The organism is Rheinheimera riviphila, assembly GCF_004005945.1.
GTDB classification, from domain to species: Bacteria; Pseudomonadota; Gammaproteobacteria; order Enterobacterales; family Alteromonadaceae; genus Pararheinheimera; species Pararheinheimera riviphila.
The window spans coordinates 132,251-148,880 of the sequence record NZ_SACS01000009.1; the positions used below are offsets into that span (position 1 = coordinate 132,251).

Consider the following 16,630-nt stretch of genomic DNA (forward strand, 5'->3'; position numbering starts at 1 on the left):
CTTCAGAAAAAAGTCACGTCATCATCGGAACTGCTGGTTTCACGGCCAGAATGCACTCTGACCTGCTCCAGTGTGGTGTAAGTACTCTCCAGTTGTTTCAGCCACTGTGGCACTGAGATCGGTTGTGGAATTTGGTCAGCGGCGAGTTGTTGCTGAACATCGGCAGTGGTGTGAACCAGTTTTTGCATATCGGCGATGATATGGCTGGTGATCTGACTGGCGCGATCCTGAAACTGCAGATTGACGATCACCTCCGACAGTTGTTGCTGCACGTAACCAAAATGCTCGGTCAATTGGCTGTTGGTATGGGTGATCACCTGCACTGCGCTTTCATAATCGGCCATCACGCCGTGGATCGTTTGTTCAGTCTGGGCGATGATTTGTTGTTCATGTTCAACCTGGCCTTCACTATCCTGCACCACTTTGGTCAGCGCCTGCGTGACATCGGCCACCCGTTCTTTGATCCGACGTCCAGCTTCGCTGCTGCGATTGGACAGCGCCCGGACTTCCGTGGCAACCACCGCAAAGCCACGACCACTTTCACCGGCTCTGGCGGCTTCGATAGCCGCATTTAACGCCAGCAAATTGGTCTGGGCGGCAATATCCCCAACTTCAGAGGTCATGCCCTGCAAAGCTTCGGTGACTTTGGTCAGTTGCTGGATTTCGGTCAGCATCCGCATCCGGTTTTGCTGGGCGTGAACCAGCCGTTCAGTCATCGCCAGTAATTTACCTTCCGATTGTTTGATCATGCTAATCAGTTCTTGATCACCTGGTTTGTTTTGGCGGGTATCAGCGGATAATAACTGCAACAACTGCTGAAAACGTTGCGACAAATTCACCACCGCCGTTTCGGTTTGTTGTTTTACCATGTCCGATTGTTTCAACCACAACGGGGTGATTTGACTGATCAGCTGTAAAAAGTTGCCGGCAAAAGGTCGAAGATCGGGGGCAGGGCGTTCATGGACAATCTCAGCCGCCGCAGCTGCGGGTTTTGGCCATAATAGTAACAACATGCCAAGCCCGGCGATGCTCATCGTCAAAGCGCTCAACCAGCCGTTGCTGCTGATCCAGGCCATCACAACTATCAGCACGAATAACAGCAGGGCCAATGGCAGACGGAGATTTTGTGGCATAGCTATTCCTCAAAAAAAAAGCGCCTGAATTGTCGCCGGACGCCACAACCTGATGAGTGATGGCCAGCAACTGTATTTGTTCCCACATAAGCAATAACCGCTCCCCGGCTGAAGTCAAGGTAAAGTACAGAAAATAATCAGGATTTTCCGATTACAGCGCGCTGTTGTTATCAGGCTGGGCGTGCTGATTTTGTTAAATTTTTACAATTTGACTGTGGCTTTTGCCGTTGAAACTGGCAAAATCGTTCTATATTTTCGAATGTATAATCGGCTTTTTTGCCATATTCTTTTAATCATTTCGACGGTATGCTGTGTCTCAATAAAGGAGAAATCATGCAATCAACTGAAAATTCGTATTCTGCAGTGTCTAAATTATTGCATTGGCTAATGGCTTTAATGATTTTTGGGTTGTTTGGCGTTGGCTTCTGGATGGTCGATTTAACCTATTACAGTGCCTGGTACAAAACGGCGCCGCATTATCATAAAAGTGTTGGTATTTTGTTGGCAGTATTACTGCTGGTGCGACTGGCGGTACTGTTTAAAAAACGCAAACCAGCACCATTGGCATCGCACAGCAAAACTGTGCAACGGGCTTCGAAACTTACCCATCGGCTGTTGTATTTATTATTGTTTTTAATAGTGGTGACCGGATATCTGATTTCGACTGCAGATAATCGTGGCATCGAAGTGTTTAACTGGTTGGTGGTGCCGGGTTTTGGCGAATTCTTCGACCAGCAAGCGGACAGAGCCGGGCTACTGCATCAGTGGCTGGCTTATGGATTGATAGCTTTAGTGGTGCTGCATGCAATGGGCGCACTGAAGCATCATTTTATTGATAAGGATGCCACGCTCAAGCGGATGTGGTGGTCCAAAACTAACAATGCGCCTGTTTCAAACGATATGACAGGTTCTAACAATGTAACTCGCTCTACTGACTCCACTAATTCAACTGAGGAAAATTCATGAAAAAGCTCGTATTAGCAAGTTTATTCACCACGCTGTTGGCAGCTCCGGCTCTGCATGCTGCTGATTATGTGATCGACACCCAGGGCGCACACGCCTTTGTCCAGTTTAAAGTCAGCCACTTAGGGTATAGCTGGTTGCATGGCCGTTTTAATACTTTTAGCGGCACTTTCAGCTATGACGACAAAAACCTGGCTGCTTCAAAAATTCAGCTGGATATTGACACCAAAAGTGTTGATTCTAACCACGCGGAGCGTGACAAGCACTTACGCAGCCCGGATTTTTTAAACGTTGATAAAAACGGCAAAGCCAGTTTTGTTAGCTCGAAAGTCGTGCCAAAAGACGGTGCCAATTTTGATCTGGTTGGTAATTTCACCTTAAACGGCGTTACCAAAGAAATTACCATCGCCGCTGCTAAAACCGGTGAAGGCAAAGATCCATGGGGCGGTTACCGCGCAGGTTTTGAAGGTAAAACCAGTATTAAGCTGTCTGATTACGGCATCAAAAACATTCTTGGCCCAGCATCAGAAACCGTGCATTTAGACTTAGTGGTTGAAGGTGTACGTAATTAATTATTGTTGAATATGGCGCACTACCGCTAACGCGGTGAGTGACGCCCTACGTTTTTTTAACGTATAAAAATGACTGAATAAAAAATGCCGCTTTTCTGCGGCATTTTTTATGGTCGATAATTCAAACGAGTTCAATTTCGATATCGCCTACCGGCACACTACAGCAAGGTAAAAACTCGCCTTTACGCACAAAGGCTAACGGCTCTTGTAGATATCGGATGTCGCCGGAAATTAACTTGCAGCGGCAAGCGCCACAAAAACCAGCGCGGCAGTGGTAACTGACTTCCAGTTTTTGTTGCTCCAGTGCGTCGAGCAGTGTGGGGCAGCTGCCATCAAACTGCAGGCTGCTGCCATCCGGCAACCCGACCTTCACCATCAGTTACAGGTCGAAATCGCCAAAGTCGCCACCGTCGACTTCGTTATCAATTTGGCCAACCAGATAAGAGCTGATTTCCGATTCCTGCGGTGCGACCTGGACGTTGTCCGACACCAGCCAGGCATTGATCCATGGGATCGGATTTTGCGTGGTGCTGAAAATAGGTTTCATCCCCAGCGTTTGCATCCGGATATTGGTAATGTATTCAACGTATTGGCACAAAATATCTTTATTCAGACCGATCATTGAACCGTCTTTAAATAAAAATTCGGCCCAGTCTTTTTCCTGCTCAGCGGCTTTACGGAATATAGCGTAAGCTTCTTGCTCACATTCTTTGGCAATTTCGCCCATCACCGGATCGTCTTCGCCGTTGGCCAGAATATTCAGCATATGCTGGGTGCCGGTTAAATGCAGTGCTTCATCGCGGGCAATTAGCTTGATGATTTTGGCATTACCTTCCATCAGTTCGCGTTCGGCAAAGGCAAAACTACAGGCGAAACTGACGTAAAACCGGATGGCTTCCAGCACGTTGACCGACATCAGACAGAGGTACAATTTACGCTTTAAGTCGCGCAGCGTGATGGTGTGGCTGACGCCATTCACCAGATGGGTACCTTCACCGCACAGGCTATACAGATTGACGGAATTGATTAAATCGTCGTAATAACGGGTAACGTCATCAGCGCGCTCAACAATTTTTTCGTTCAGCAGAATATCGTCGAACACCTTATGTGGTTCATTGCTGATATTACGCACGATATGGGTGTAGCTGCGGCTGTGAATGGTTTCGCTGAACGCCCAGGTTTCAATCCAGGTTTCCAGTTCCGGCAAAGAGACTATCGGCAACAGCGCAACGTTCGGTGAACGGCCTTGGACTGAATCGAGCAACGTTTGGTATTTTAAGTTGCTGATAAAGATATGCTTTTCGTGCTCTGGTAAACCCTGAAAATCAATCCGATCTTTACTGACATCCACTTCCTCTGGTCGCCAGAAAAAGCTCAGTTGTTTTTCGATGAGTTTTTCAAAAATGACATATTTTTGCTGATCATAACGGGAAACATTGACCGAATTCCCGAAAAACATCGGCTCTTTCATTTGATCGTTATTGGTACGATTAAAAGTGGTATACGCCATTGAATGCAATCTCTTTCTAATTATTCAGTTCGAACGGATAACAAAGGTACGGTGCTCTGATAAAAACAGAGCACCGTCATCATCAGATTTTACAAGCGCCGCCTTCACAGCCTTCGTCAGCCACTTCTGGTTTCATATCTTCCTGGATATCAGAAGCACCATCGCGGGTGTTATGGTAATACAGGGTTTTGACGCCGAGTTTGTAAGCGGTCAGAATGTCTTTTAACAACATTTTCATCGGCACCCGACCACCTTCGAATTTGGCTGGATCGTAGTTGGTATTGGCCGAAATGGTCTGATCAACAAACTTCTGCATAATCGCAACCAGCGCAATATAACCGTCGTTATTTGGCATATCCCACAGCAGCTCGTACTGGTTTTTCAAGCGGTCATATTCCGGCACCACTTGCTTGAGAATACCGTCTTTACTGGCTTTGACGCTGACATGGCCGCGTGGTGGCTCAATACCATTGGTGGCGTTGGAGATTTGCGATGACGTCTCTGACGGCATTAACGCCGACAAGGTAGAGTTACGCATACCATGGGTCATCACATCTTTACGCAGGGTTTCCCAGTCGTAATGCAGCGGCTCGTTACAGACTTTATCTAAATCTTTTTTGTAGCTGTCGATTGGCATGATGCCTTTTGAATAGGTGGTCTCGTTAAACAACGGACAAGCACCAAATTCCTGCGCCAGCTTGTTCGATGCTTTCATCAGATAATACTGAATGGCTTCAAAAGTACGGTGGGTCAGGGCATTGGCTGAACCATCAGAATAACGTACGCCATTTTTCGCCAGATAATAAGCGTAGTTAATCACGCCCACACCTAAAGTCCGACGGCCCATCGAGGCTGAAAACGCTGCTGCGATTGGGTAGTCCTGGTAACCAAGCAGACTGTCCAGTGCCCGTACGGCGAGTTCCGCTAATTCTTCCAGCTCATCCAGATTGTCAATCGCGCCTAAGTTAAAGGCCGATAAGGTACAAAGGGCAATTTCGCCGTTTGGATCGTTGACGTCGTTTAACGGTTTGGTCGGCAGGGCGATTTCCAGGCAGAGGTTGCTCTGACGGACTGGCGCGACTGCTGGATCAAACGGGCTGTGGGTGTTGCAGTGATCGACGTTTTGCAGGTAGATACGACCAGTGCTGGCGCGTTCCTGCATAAACAAGGTGAACAGTTCCAGCGCTTTAATCCGTTTTTTACGGATCGCAGGGTCGGCTTCATACTGTACGTAGAGCTGTTCAAATAAATCCTGATCCTGGAAAAATGCATCATACAAACCAGGCACATCAGAAGGGCTGAATAAAGTGATGAAATCATCTTTAATCAAGCGGGTATACATCAAACGGTTAAATTGCACACCGTAATCTAAATGGCGGACGCGGTTTTCTTCCACACCACGGTTGTTCTTCAGTACCAGTAACGATTCAACTTCCAAATGCCACAGTGGGTAGAATAAGGTTGCAGCCCCACCACGGACGCCGCCTTGTGAGCAGCTTTTCACTGCGGTCTGGAAATGCTTATAAAACGGAATACAACCGGTATGGAAAGCTTCGCCATTGCGGATTGGGCTACCCAGTGCACGAATACGGCCGGCGTTAATACCAATACCAGCGCGTTGTGACACGTATTTCACGATGGCGCTGGAGGTCGCGTTGATCGAATCTAAGCTGTCACCACATTCAATGAGTACACAAGAGCTGAACTGACGGGTTGGGGTACGTACGCCTGACATAATAGGCGTAGGCAGTGAAATCTTAAATAACGATACCGCATCGTAGAACCGGCGTAAATAGGTTAAGCGGGTGGTTTTTGGATAATTCGCAAACAAACAAGCGGCGACCAGAATATACAGGAACTGGGCGCTTTCGTAGATCTCGCCGCTCACCCGGTTCTGCACCAGGTACTTGCCTTCAAGCTGTTTCACCGCGGCATAACTGAAGTCCATATCGCGGTTGTGGTCGATAAAACTGTCGATTTCATTCAGTTCATCAACACTGTAGTCGGCCAGAATATGCGCGTCATAGCGGTGGTCTTCAACCATTTTTACCACGTGGGCATACAGTTTTGGCGGCTCGAACTGGCCATAGGCTTTTTTGCGTAAATGGAATACGGCAAGACGGGCTGCCATATATTGATAATCAGGGGTTTCTTTGGAAATTAAGTCAGCAGCAGCTTTGATAATGGTTTCATGAATATCTTCGGTTTTTATACCGTCATAAAACTGGATATGTGAGCGCAGTTCAACCTGAGAAACTGAGACGTTTTGTAAACCTTCAGCGGCCCAGGTAATGACGCGGTGGATTTTATCCAGATCAAGAGGTTCACGTTCGCCGTCACGTTTGGTCACAAAGAGTGGTTGATTCATTGCTGAAGGATTCCGTTTCAATTGTTGTTATTTATGGTTTTTGCTGCGTGGCAACACCAAATTTTTTGTTGTGTAACTGGCTATAGAACCGGTTGTTTAAATGCTCGTTGTATTGCTCGTTTTACCACCCTTCATCACCAGCCTTGACGGTGCTTCAAACCAGGCTGCGGCGCCCGTTATTATTGACATCGTTCACATTGTGAACAATATGTGCGGGCTGCACTAGATATGGGGTTTTTCGTTAAACGAATCACAAGATAGAGTGGATCAGTGGCAATTGCAACCCCCGAAAAAGTGCAAAAAAAAGCCATTATTGCGCTATGTTAGTAATCGCTCACTTGAGAGCCGCGTAACTGAAAACAACCCGTCAGAAGCAAGCGTTTTTATCCAAAAAATGGAAATAAATCTAAGCGGTTATTTTTTAAGAAGGACGGTTAAAAAGCGACCAGCTGCTATGGCGACTGGTCTTTTTGATAGCTTGTTTTCACTGCATTTTTGTCACAACTACAGCTTAAATAAATAACCTTTCAGCTCAGCTTTAAAAGGCAGGGATCAAATCTGCCAGTGATTGAATTGCGATTTCGGCTTGCCATAATTCTGGTTGATCCGACGCGCCGATATAACCAAATTCAGCCAATACCGTCGTCATCCCGGCTCTATTCCCGGCAGCAATATCACGCTCAGCGTCCCCCACATACCAACACTGTGCAGCCGGAACTTTCAGCTGATGACAGGCTACTAACAACGGCGTTGGATCGGGTTTACGCTGCGCCAGGCTATCGCCACCTAATAAAATGGCGCATTGGCGCAGTGCCGGTAATTGTTTCAGCATACTGGCGGCTAACCGATAAGGCTTATTGGTAACAATGCCCCAGGGAATTTTGCGCTGATTTAAGTGGGCAATCAGTTCAGTACCGCCTGGAAAGATCTGGCTGTGGACACAGACGTGTAAAGCGTAATAATCCAGTAACTGTTGGCGCAAAGGGCCAAAATCGTAGTTAGCGAGTAAGGGGCCAAAACCGAGTTCCAGCAAACCTTTGGCGCCGTGTGATGCCATTGGCCGATATTGCTCTGCACTACAAAGTGGCAAACCATGACTTTGCAGCACATGATTGAGCGCTGCGCCTAAATCGTCTGCGGTATCGACCAAGGTGCCGTCGAGATCAAAGAGTACTGCTTTTGGCTGACCACAGTTTTGCAGCAGATGACTGATGGTGTTTTCGGCTGAATTAAGTTTGTTCAAACGACAGGCTTCCTTGCAACCACCAGATAATTCACATCCAGGCCGGGCCCGGTGCGAAAACTCTGTTGGATAGGGTTGTAATGGAGGCCAGTGGCGTCTACTAGCTCCAGGCCAGCATCGTCAATCCAGCGCATTAATAAAGAAGGGCGGATAAACTTATTAAAATCGTGGGTGCCTTTTGGGACTAACCGTAAAACCTGCTCGGCGCCGATAATCGCCATCAAATACGACTTCCAGTTTTTATTCAGCGTCGAAAAGACTAAGGTTGCACCAGGTTTGGCTAAATCAGCACAAGCCTTAACGACTGAAGATGGTTCTGGCACATGCTCGAGCATTTCCATGCAGGTTACCAAATCAAACTGGTTTGGATGATTGGCTGCAAAAAGCTCGGCAGTGGATTGCTGATAATCAAGTTTCACGCCGCTTTCCAGTGCATGCAGCCGCGCGACTATTAACGCTTCATCGGCCATATCAATGCCGGTAACAATGGCACCAGCCCGTGCCATTGATTCGGCCAGAATACCGCCACCACAACCGACATCCACCGCGGTTTTGCCAAACAGACCTTGCAACTGATCGCTGATGTAACTCAAGCGGGTTGGGTTTAATTGATGCAGCGGTTTAAATTCACCGGCCGGATCCCACCAACGCGAGGCGATTTCATTAAATTTGGCGATTTCGGTTTGATCAACATTTCGTGGATCGACTTTCTGCTGATCAGCATTAGTTTGATCTAATTGGTGCTCTGGCATGCTTTAAATCATCTGTAGTTGCATTTTTCGCGTCATTATAAGGGGTTAGTGCCAACACGCAATCTGCGAACTGCAGCATCAGCACAACTGAATCTTGCCTTAGGCATGGCAAGGCGGCACTATTGTGTTAGAATCCCCGGTTCTCGCCGCGCGGATATTAGAACTAAACGCGAGTCATCTGTCTGATTTTAAGGGAAAAAAGCTTTATTATGACAAATCTGGCCAAAGAAATCGTTCCCATTAATATTGAAGAAGAATTAAAAAATTCTTATCTCGATTACGCCATGAGCGTAATTGTCGGCCGGGCCTTACCCGATGTTCGGGACGGTTTAAAGCCAGTACACCGCCGTGTCCTGTTCGCCATGAAAGAACTTGGCAACGAATGGAACCGCGCTTATAAGAAGTCGGCCCGTGTAGTCGGTGACGTGATCGGTAAATATCACCCACATGGTGACACTGCGGTTTACGACACCATCGTCCGGATGGCACAACCATTTTCACTGCGTTATATGCTCGTCGATGGCCAGGGTAACTTCGGTTCAGTGGACGGCGACTCCGCAGCAGCCATGCGTTACACCGAAGTGCGGATGGCGAAAATCACCACTGAGTTGCTGGCTGATTTAGACAAAGAAACTGTCGATTTTGTACCGAACTATGACGGTACTGAAATGATCCCGGCCGTGCTGCCGACCAAAATTCCTAACTTGTTGATCAACGGCTCCAGCGGTATCGCTGTAGGTATGGCGACCAACATTCCACCACACAACATTAGTGAAGTGATTAATGCGTGTTTGGCGATTATCGCCAATCCGGACATTACTATTCCTGAACTGATGGAATACATTCCGGGCCCAGATTTCCCGACTGCAGCTATTATCAATGGTCGCCGTGGGATTGAAGAAGCGTACCGCACCGGTCGTGGCAAAGTGTATATCCGCGCCAAAACCCATATCGAAACTGATGACAAAACTGGTCGCGAGACCATTGTTGTTGATGAAATTCCATATCAGGTGAACAAAGCCCGTCTGATTGAGAAAATTGCCGATCTGGTCAAAGAAAAACGTATCGAAGGTATTTCTGCGCTGCGGGATGAGTCTGACAAAGACGGGATGCGGATTGTTATCGAACTAAAACGCGGTGAATCTTCAGACGTCATGCTGAATCACTTGTACACCCAGACGCAGATGCAGACGGTGTTCGGGATCAACATGGTGGCGCTGGACCAAGGTCAACCAAAACTGCTGGGTTTAAAAGAAATCCTCGAATGTTTTGTGTTGCACCGCCGTGAAGTGGTGACCCGTCGTACCGTGTACGACCTGAAAAAAGCCCGTGATCGCGCGCACATTTTAGAAGGTCTGGCGATTGCGCTGACCAATATCGATGAAATTATCGAGCTGATTAAAACCTCACAAAGCCCGGCCGATGCCAAAGCAGGTTTAGTCGCCCGCGGCTGGTTGCTGGGTAACGTCAAAGAAATGCTGGAACGTGCCGGCGAAAGTGCAGCCCGTCCGGAATGGCTGGAAGAGCATTTTGGTATTCGTGATGGCTATTATTACCTGACCGAACAGCAGGCACAGGCGATCCTGGATTTACGTCTGCACAAGCTGACCGGTCTGGAACACGAAAAAATTCTCGGTGAATACAAAGAGCTGCTGGATTTAATCGCCGAATTGCTGCACATCCTGGAAAGCCCGGAACGTCTGATGGAAGTGATCTGTGAAGAGCTGGAAGCGGCAAAAGCCACTTACGGTGACGCCCGTCGCACTGAAATTCAAGACAACGCGCTTGATATCAACATGGAAGACTTAATCGCGGAAGAAGACGTAGTCGTCACTTTGTCGCATTTAGGTTATGCCAAGTACCAGGCGCTGTCAGATTATGAAGCGCAGCGTCGTGGTGGTCGTGGTAAAGCCGCCACTACGGTGAAAGACGAAGACTTTGTTGACCAGTTATTGGTTGCCAGCACCCACGATACGATTTTGTGTTTCTCAGATCGCGGTCGTCTGTACTGGATGAAAGTCTATCAATTGCCGCTGGCCTCCCGTCAGGCGCGGGGTAAGCCAATCGTCAACTTGTTACCGCTGGAAGATGGTGAACGTATTACCGCCATTCTGCCGGTCCGCGAGTACGAAGAAGGCAAATACGTGTTTATGGCAACAGCCTTTGGTACTGTGAAGAAAACCGCCTTGACTGAATACTCTCGTCCACGTAGCAACGGTATTATTGCGGTGAACCTGAACGAAGGCGATCAGCTGATTGGTGTTGATATCACTGACGGTAATAGCCAGATCATGTTGTTCTCGGATGACGGCAAGGTAGTCCGTTTCCACGAAGAACAGGTGCGTGGTATGGGCCGGACTGCAACGGGCGTCCGTGGTATCAAACTGCGTGAAAATGGCTCAGTTGTGTCTCTGATCGTACCTAAGTCTGATGGCGCTATCTTAACTGTGACCGAAAACGGTTACGGCAAACGTACTTCACTGGCGGAATACCCAGAGAAGAGCCGCGCCACGCAAGGTGTGGTCTCGATCAAGGTTTCTGAGCGTAACGGCCTCGTGGTCGGTGCGGTACAGGTGAACGCGCTGGATGAAATCATGTTGATTTCAAACAAAGGCACGCTGGTCCGGACCCGGGTGAAAGAAGTATCGCAGGTTGGTCGTAACACCGCTGGCGTGATCCTCATCCGTACCCAGGAAGGCGAAAAAGTCGTTGGCGTACAGCGGATTGATGAAATTCAGGATCAGGAAGAGCTGGCTGCAGCAGAAGCTGAAGTGGCGCAACTGGATCAACAAAACGTCGTAGATGTTGAAGTTGAACCGGATGATTCAGAAGAATAATCGTGTTGAAGAATTGGGCGCTGCGGCGCCCATTTTTTTGCCTGTAATTTATGGCCGGAACGGCTATCAGTGACGTAATTCAACGTTTTAGCCAGTATCGCAGCCATTTTTCACTTTCTGCGATGGTCGATTTACGGTAGAGTGTTTATTCAAACTTACTAAAGCCATCCAGATGGCAATAGTCTGTCGCAATAAAAACTAAAACTCATCCGCGACAGTGCCAGGTCCACGCCAGGCCTTTTCGATTTTTTCGATTTCAACAAAAAAATGAGGACATCATGACAACTTATAATTTTTGCGCTGGCCCGGCAATGTTGCCGACCGAAGTAATGTTGCAGGCGCAGGAAGAACTGATTAACTGGCATGGTCGTGGTTGCTCCATTATGGAGATGAGCCATCGTGGCAAAGAATTTATGGCGGTTGCGGCCAAAGCTGAACAAGACTTACGCGATTTAATGCAGGTGCCAAGTAATTATAAAGTGCTGTTTATGCATGGCGGCGGACGCGGGCAGTTTTCCGCAGTACCACTTAATTTAATGCAGCCTGGCAAAAAAGCGGATTACATTGTTTCAGGCGCCTGGTCGAAGGCTGCAGCTGAAGAAGCGGTAAAGTTTGGCGGTATCAATACCCAGCAAATCCAGTTAAAAACAGACGGTGTCCGTAGTTTGACGGCCGAAAAGGACTGGCAGCTTGACCCGCAAGCGAGCTTTGTGCATTTTTGTCCGAATGAAACCGTTGATGGCCTGGAATTTACCGGTGTGCCTGATACGCAAGTGCCGCTGGTCGCCGATTTATCTTCAACCATTTTATCAAGGCCACTGGATGTCAGCCGTTACGGTGTGATTTACGCCGGTGCGCAGAAAAATATCGGGCCTTCAGGCTTAACGCTGGTGATTGTACGCGAAGATTTGTTACCCAAAGCGGACGCGAATATTCCTGCCATTCTGGATTACCGCTTAGCCGCTGAAAATGACTCAATGTTCAATACACCACCAACTTATGCATGGTATCTGGCGGGTCTGGTGTTTGAATGGTTAAAACGCCAGGGCGGTGTCGCAGCCATGGGGCAGATCAACCAGCGTAAAGCCGACACTTTATACAACTACCTTGATCAATCGGATTTTTATCGTAACGACGTGGCAGCAGCGAATCGCTCATGGATGAATGTGCCATTTTTCCTGGCTGATGACAGATTAAATGATCTGTTTATTGCTGAATCTGAAGCCGCTGGTTTGTTGGCACTCAAAGGCCACCGGATGGTCGGTGGCATGCGTGCTAGCCTCTACAATGCGATGCCATTAGAAGGTGTTCAAACGCTGGTGACCTTTATGCAAGAATTTGAGCGGGTGCACGGCTGATGAAAACCCTGACCTTATCGCATGTAAAAAAAGTCGAAGGCACTGTGCATTTGCCGGGTTCTAAAAGTATTTCCAACCGGGTGTTGTTATTAGCGGCGCTGGCCAAAGGTGAAACCCGCATCACCAATTTGCTGCACAGTGAAGATGTCGAGCATATGCTAAACGCCTTGAATAAACTCGGCGTTAGTTACCAGCTGTCGAATGCAAAAACTGAATGTGTGGTGCAGGGGCTCGGTGGACTTTTTGCTGTTACTGAACCGCTGGAGCTGTATTTAGGCAATGCCGGAACCGCCATGCGGCCACTCACTGCTGCGCTGGCTGCTTCAAACGTCGATGTTACGCTGACGGGCGAACCGCGGATGTACGAGCGTCCGATCGGCCATTTGGTCGATGCGTTAGCGCAGTGGCACTGTGATATCGACTACTTAGGTAACAAAGATTATCCACCTCTGCGTATTTGCGGCAAAGCGCTGACGGCTGGCGCGGTGAAAATTGATGGTAGTGTGTCCAGTCAGTTCTTAACCGCCGTATTGATGGTTGCGCCGTTGCTTAACGGCGATTCGGTGATTGAAATTGAAGGTGATTTGGTTTCTAAACCCTACATTGATATTACGTTGGCATTGATGGCGCGTTTTGGTGTCACAGTACAAAATGAAAACTATCAGCGGTTTGTGGTGAAAGGTTCACAGCAGTACCAAGCGCCTGGCGATTTTCTGGTGGAAGGTGATGCCTCATCAGCCAGCTATTTCCTGGCTGCTGCGGCGATTGCCGGTGGCACCATTAAAGTCACCGGCATTGGCAAAAACGCAGTGCAGGGTGATATTCATTTTGCCGATGCGTTAGAAGCGATGGGCGCGCAAGTGGACTGGGGTTTTGACTATATTTCGGTTACGCGAGACCAGCTGCATGGCATTTCGCGGGATTACAACGCCATTCCCGATGCTGCGATGACCATTGCGACGGCTGCATTGTTTGCCAAAGGGCCAACGCTCATCAGCAACGTCTACAACTGGCGGGTGAAAGAAACTGACCGCTTAGCCGCGATGGCAACTGAATTGCGTAAAGTCGGTGCTGTGGTGGAAGAAGGTCATGATTACATCCGGATTGAACCACCGGTGCAACTTCAACACGCCAGTATTGCGACTTACAATGACCATCGGATGGCGATGTGCTTTTCGATGCTGGCATTTGCGAAGTGCGGTGTGACGATTGAAGATCCGGATTGTACCCGCAAAACATTTCCTCAATATTTTGATGTATTTGCATCACTGGCGGTAAAAAACGCGTAACCCTTTGGGTTGCGCTTTTCGTTGTTGATTTTCAAGCAGAAACCGCGCTTTTTGTCACAATTGTCTGTATAATGCCGCCACTTTAATGGTTGTAGCATTCTTGGAGGCATAATGACGCAAGCGCCGGTGATTACCATCGATGGCCCTGGTGGTTCAGGCAAAGGCACCATTTGCCGTTTAGTTGCACAAAAACTTGGTTGGCACCTGCTCGATAGCGGCGCAATCTACCGGGTTCTGGCATTAGCTGCTATCCACCACAACATTGCACCGGAAGATGAAGAAGCGTTACAACCACTGGCTGCTCATCTGGACGTTCAATTTACCTGCGACGAGTTATGTAACGTAAAAATTACGCTCGAAGGTGAGAACGTCACCCATACTATCCGCACTGAGCAAGTTGGTTCAGTCGCGTCTAAAATTGCTTCACTGCCACGCGTACGGGAAGCCCTGTTACGTCGGCAACGCGCCTTTCGCGAAACTCCTGGTTTAGTAGCCGACGGCCGCGATATGGGCACCGTGGTTTTCCCTGGCGCCGAAGTCAAAATTTTCTTAACGGCTGACGCTCAAGAGCGCGCCAACCGTCGTTATTTAGAGTTGAAACAAAAGGGACATGATGTTAACATCGGCGACCTTTTGAGCGAAATTCAGACAAGAGACGAGCGCGATATGAACCGCGCTGTAGCACCTTTAGTTCCGGCTGCTGACGCTTACTTGTTAGATTCGACCAATAAATCCATTGATCAAGTGTTGCAAGAGGTACTGAGCTTCGTTAAGAAGCAACTGAACCAGGCCTGAGCTGCACTTTGGACAGCCCCAGACAAGGAATGTTTGAGGTAAATTAAGCAACCCCACTTTATTTGGATTGAGAGTGGTGCAACTAACTGAAACAGTGAAAAATGACTGAAAATTTTGCACAATTATTTGAGGAAAGCCTCAAGACTATCGAAACTCGTCCAGGTTCAATCGTTAAAGGTAGAATCGTAGCTATTCATAAAGATGTCGTTCTGGTTGATGCCGGTCTGAAATCTGAAGCTGCTATTCCGGTTGAACAATTCAAAAACCTGGCTGGCGAGATTGAAGTGAGCGTTGGTGACATCATCGACGTAGCTCTGGATGCAGTTGAAGATGGTTTCGGTGAGACTTTACTGTCTCGTGAGAAAGCCAAACGTCACGAATCCTGGGTACGCCTGGAAAAAGCTTGTGAAGACAAAGTTACCGTTATCGGTGTTATCACAGGTAAAGTTAAAGGCGGTTTCACTGTCGAAGTTGACGGTATCCGTGCATTCCTGCCTGGTTCATTAGTCGACGTACGTCCGGTACGTGACACTCTGCACTTAGAACACAAAGAACTTGAGTTCAAAGTTATCAAATTAGACCAGAAGCGCAACAACGTTGTTGTTTCACGTCGTGCTGTGATCGAATCTGAAAGCAGTGCTGAACGCGATACTCTGTTGCAAAACCTGGAAGAAGGCATGGAAGTCAAAGGTATCGTTAAGAACCTGACTGACTACGGTGCATTCGTAGATTTAGGTGGCGTAGACGGCTTACTGCACATCACTGACATGGCTTGGAAACGCGTTAAGCACCCAAGCGAAATCGTCAATGTTGGCGACGAGATCCCAGTAAAAGTTCTGAAGTTCGACCGTGAGAAACAACGTGTTTCTTTAGGCTTGAAACAGATGGGCGAAGATCCGTGGGCAGCTATCGCTTCACGTTACCCAGAAGGTGCTCGCATCACTGGTCGCGTAACTAACCTGACAGATTACGGCTGCTTCGTTGAAATCGAAGAAGGCGTTGAAGGTCTGGTACACGTTTCAGAAATGGACTGGACCAACAAAAACATCCACCCATCTAAAGTTGTTAACTTAGGTGACTCTGTGGAAGTTATGGTTCTGGAAATCGACGAAGAACGTCGTCGTATTTCTTTAGGTCTGAAACAGTGTAAAGCTAACCCATGGGAAGAGTTCGCGAAGGGCTTCAACAAGGGTGACCGCGTTTCAGGTAAAATCAAGTCAATCACTGACTTCGGTATCTTCATCGGTCTGGACGGTGGTATCGACGGTCTGGTTCACTTATCAGACATCAGCTGGAACTCTACCGGTGAAGACGCGGTTCGCGAATTCAAGAAAGGTGACGAAGTTTCTGCCGTTGTACTGCAAGTTGACCCAGAGCGCGAGCGTATCTCTTTAGGCATCAAGCAATTAGACGAAGACCCGTTCAATGGCTACCTTGCTGATAACAAAAAAGGTGCTATCGTTAAAGGCAACGTAACTGCTGTTGACGCTAAAGGCGCTACAGTAATGCTGGAAGGCGGCGTTGAAGGTTATGTACGTGTATCAGACATCGCTCGTGAGCGTATCGAAGATGCATCTACAGTACTGAAAGTTGGCGAAGAAGTTGAAGCTCGTCTGATGGGTGTTGATCGCAAAAACCGCGTAATCAGCCTGTCAATCAAAGCTAAGTTCGAAGCTGAAGAAAAAGAAGCTATGGACACTATCAAGAAGCAGGATGATACTGATTTTGGTGGTAACGCTATGGCTGAAGCATTCAAGGCAGCTCAAAAAGCTGACTAAGCTTACCCAAGAGCTTTGAGATTATAGCGCGG

13 protein-coding genes are annotated in these 16,630 nt (G+C 48.1%); 7 read left to right on the top strand and 6 right to left on the bottom strand.

Annotated features, from left to right (window positions below; translation table 11 throughout):
* Positions 1-2: 2 nt before the first annotated feature.
* Positions 3-1,133, bottom strand: a complete 1,131-nt coding sequence (locus tag EOE67_RS10190; protein ID WP_127698981.1) for a methyl-accepting chemotaxis protein — start codon at positions 1,131-1,133, stop codon at positions 3-5.
* A 333-nt stretch (positions 1,134-1,466) separates the two neighbouring features.
* On the opposite strand from EOE67_RS10190, the gene EOE67_RS10195 reads away from it, so the two are divergent.
* Both EOE67_RS10195 and EOE67_RS10200 read left to right on the top strand, forming a co-directional pair.
* Positions 1,467-2,099, top strand: a complete 633-nt coding sequence (locus tag EOE67_RS10195; protein WP_240652779.1) for a cytochrome b — start codon at positions 1,467-1,469, stop codon at positions 2,097-2,099.
* On the top strand, positions 2,096-2,668 hold the full coding sequence (locus tag EOE67_RS10200; protein ID WP_127698982.1) for a YceI family protein: 573 nt from the start codon (positions 2,096-2,098) through the stop codon (positions 2,666-2,668). The genes EOE67_RS10195 and EOE67_RS10200 overlap by 4 nt, the downstream gene beginning before the upstream one ends.
* A 121-nt stretch (positions 2,669-2,789) precedes the next feature.
* Here EOE67_RS10200 and yfaE read toward each other — a convergent pair whose 3' ends face one another.
* The 5 genes from yfaE to ubiG form a co-directional block, all read right to left on the bottom strand.
* Entirely contained in the window at positions 2,790-3,044 is a 255-nt protein-coding gene (gene yfaE, locus EOE67_RS10205) for a class I ribonucleotide reductase maintenance protein YfaE (RefSeq protein WP_068065313.1), read from the bottom strand.
* Positions 3,045-3,047: 3 nt separating this feature from the next.
* The gene (gene nrdB, locus EOE67_RS10210) at positions 3,048-4,178 is read right to left on the bottom strand and encodes a class Ia ribonucleoside-diphosphate reductase subunit beta (protein WP_127698983.1); all 1,131 of its coding nucleotides are present in this window, start codon (positions 4,176-4,178) and stop codon (positions 3,048-3,050) included.
* 82 nt (positions 4,179-4,260) lie between these two features.
* Complete coding sequence (gene nrdA, locus EOE67_RS10215; RefSeq protein WP_127698984.1) at positions 4,261-6,546, bottom strand: class 1a ribonucleoside-diphosphate reductase subunit alpha; 2,286 nt, start codon at positions 6,544-6,546, stop codon at positions 4,261-4,263.
* A 538-nt stretch (positions 6,547-7,084) separates the two neighbouring features.
* Complete coding sequence (locus EOE67_RS10225) at positions 7,085-7,789, bottom strand: HAD family hydrolase (protein ID WP_127698986.1); 705 nt, start codon at positions 7,787-7,789, stop codon at positions 7,085-7,087.
* On the bottom strand, positions 7,786-8,541 hold the full coding sequence (gene ubiG / locus EOE67_RS10230; RefSeq protein WP_127698987.1) for a bifunctional 2-polyprenyl-6-hydroxyphenol methylase/3-demethylubiquinol 3-O-methyltransferase UbiG: 756 nt from the start codon (positions 8,539-8,541) through the stop codon (positions 7,786-7,788). The genes EOE67_RS10225 and ubiG overlap by 4 nt, the downstream gene beginning before the upstream one ends.
* A 209-nt stretch (positions 8,542-8,750) precedes the next feature.
* Between ubiG and gyrA the strand changes: the two genes are divergently transcribed.
* The 5 genes from gyrA (at position 8,751) to rpsA (ending at position 16,598) form a co-directional block, all read left to right on the top strand.
* Positions 8,751-11,378 carry a DNA topoisomerase (ATP-hydrolyzing) subunit A gene (gene gyrA / locus EOE67_RS10235; RefSeq protein WP_127698988.1) on the top strand — a complete coding sequence of 876 codons (2,628 nt, stop codon included), beginning with the start codon at positions 8,751-8,753 and terminating at the stop codon, positions 11,376-11,378.
* Positions 11,379-11,653: 275 nt separating this feature from the next.
* Positions 11,654-12,736 carry a 3-phosphoserine/phosphohydroxythreonine transaminase gene (gene serC / locus EOE67_RS10240; protein ID WP_276317440.1) on the top strand — a complete coding sequence of 361 codons (1,083 nt, stop codon included), beginning with the start codon at positions 11,654-11,656 and terminating at the stop codon, positions 12,734-12,736.
* A complete protein-coding gene (gene aroA, locus EOE67_RS10245) occupies positions 12,736-14,025 on the top strand; it encodes a 3-phosphoshikimate 1-carboxyvinyltransferase (RefSeq protein WP_127698990.1) in 1,290 nt (429 codons plus the stop codon). Before serC ends, aroA begins: the two co-directional genes overlap by 1 nt.
* 111 nt (positions 14,026-14,136) lie before the next feature.
* On the top strand, positions 14,137-14,820 hold the full coding sequence (gene cmk, locus EOE67_RS10250; RefSeq protein ID WP_206099550.1) for a (d)CMP kinase: 684 nt from the start codon (positions 14,137-14,139) through the stop codon (positions 14,818-14,820).
* 101 nt (positions 14,821-14,921) lie between these two features.
* Positions 14,922-16,598 (top strand): 30S ribosomal protein S1, encoded by a 1,677-nt coding sequence (rpsA, locus tag EOE67_RS10255; protein ID WP_068065336.1) that lies wholly within the window; start codon positions 14,922-14,924, stop codon positions 16,596-16,598.
* Positions 16,599-16,630 lie beyond the last annotated feature (32 nt).

What these genes read in the sequence shown, in the direction of transcription:
- EOE67_RS10195 (WP_240652779.1), top strand. Translation starts at nt 1,467, where the DNA reads ATGCAATCAACTGAAAATTCGTATTCTGCAGTGTCTAAATTATTGCAT.
- EOE67_RS10200 (WP_127698982.1), top strand. Translation starts at nt 2,096, where the DNA reads ATGAAAAAGCTCGTATTAGCAAGTTTATTCACCACGCTGTTGGCAGCT.
- aroA (WP_127698990.1), top strand. Translation starts at nt 12,736, where the DNA reads ATGAAAACCCTGACCTTATCGCATGTAAAAAAAGTCGAAGGCACTGTG.
- EOE67_RS10190 (WP_127698981.1), bottom strand. Translation starts at nt 1,133, where the DNA reads ATGCCACAAAATCTCCGTCTGCCATTGGCCCTGCTGTTATTCGTGCTG.
- ubiG (WP_127698987.1), bottom strand. Translation starts at nt 8,541, where the DNA reads ATGCCAGAGCACCAATTAGATCAAACTAATGCTGATCAGCAGAAAGTC.
- yfaE (WP_068065313.1), bottom strand. Translation starts at nt 3,044, where the DNA reads ATGGTGAAGGTCGGGTTGCCGGATGGCAGCAGCCTGCAGTTTGATGGC.
- nrdA (WP_127698984.1), bottom strand. Translation starts at nt 6,546, where the DNA reads ATGAATCAACCACTCTTTGTGACCAAACGTGACGGCGAACGTGAACCT.
- cmk (WP_206099550.1), top strand. Translation starts at nt 14,137, where the DNA reads ATGACGCAAGCGCCGGTGATTACCATCGATGGCCCTGGTGGTTCAGGC.
- gyrA (WP_127698988.1), top strand. Translation starts at nt 8,751, where the DNA reads ATGACAAATCTGGCCAAAGAAATCGTTCCCATTAATATTGAAGAAGAA.
- rpsA (WP_068065336.1), top strand. Translation starts at nt 14,922, where the DNA reads ATGACTGAAAATTTTGCACAATTATTTGAGGAAAGCCTCAAGACTATC.
- nrdB (WP_127698983.1), bottom strand. Translation starts at nt 4,178, where the DNA reads ATGGCGTATACCACTTTTAATCGTACCAATAACGATCAAATGAAAGAG.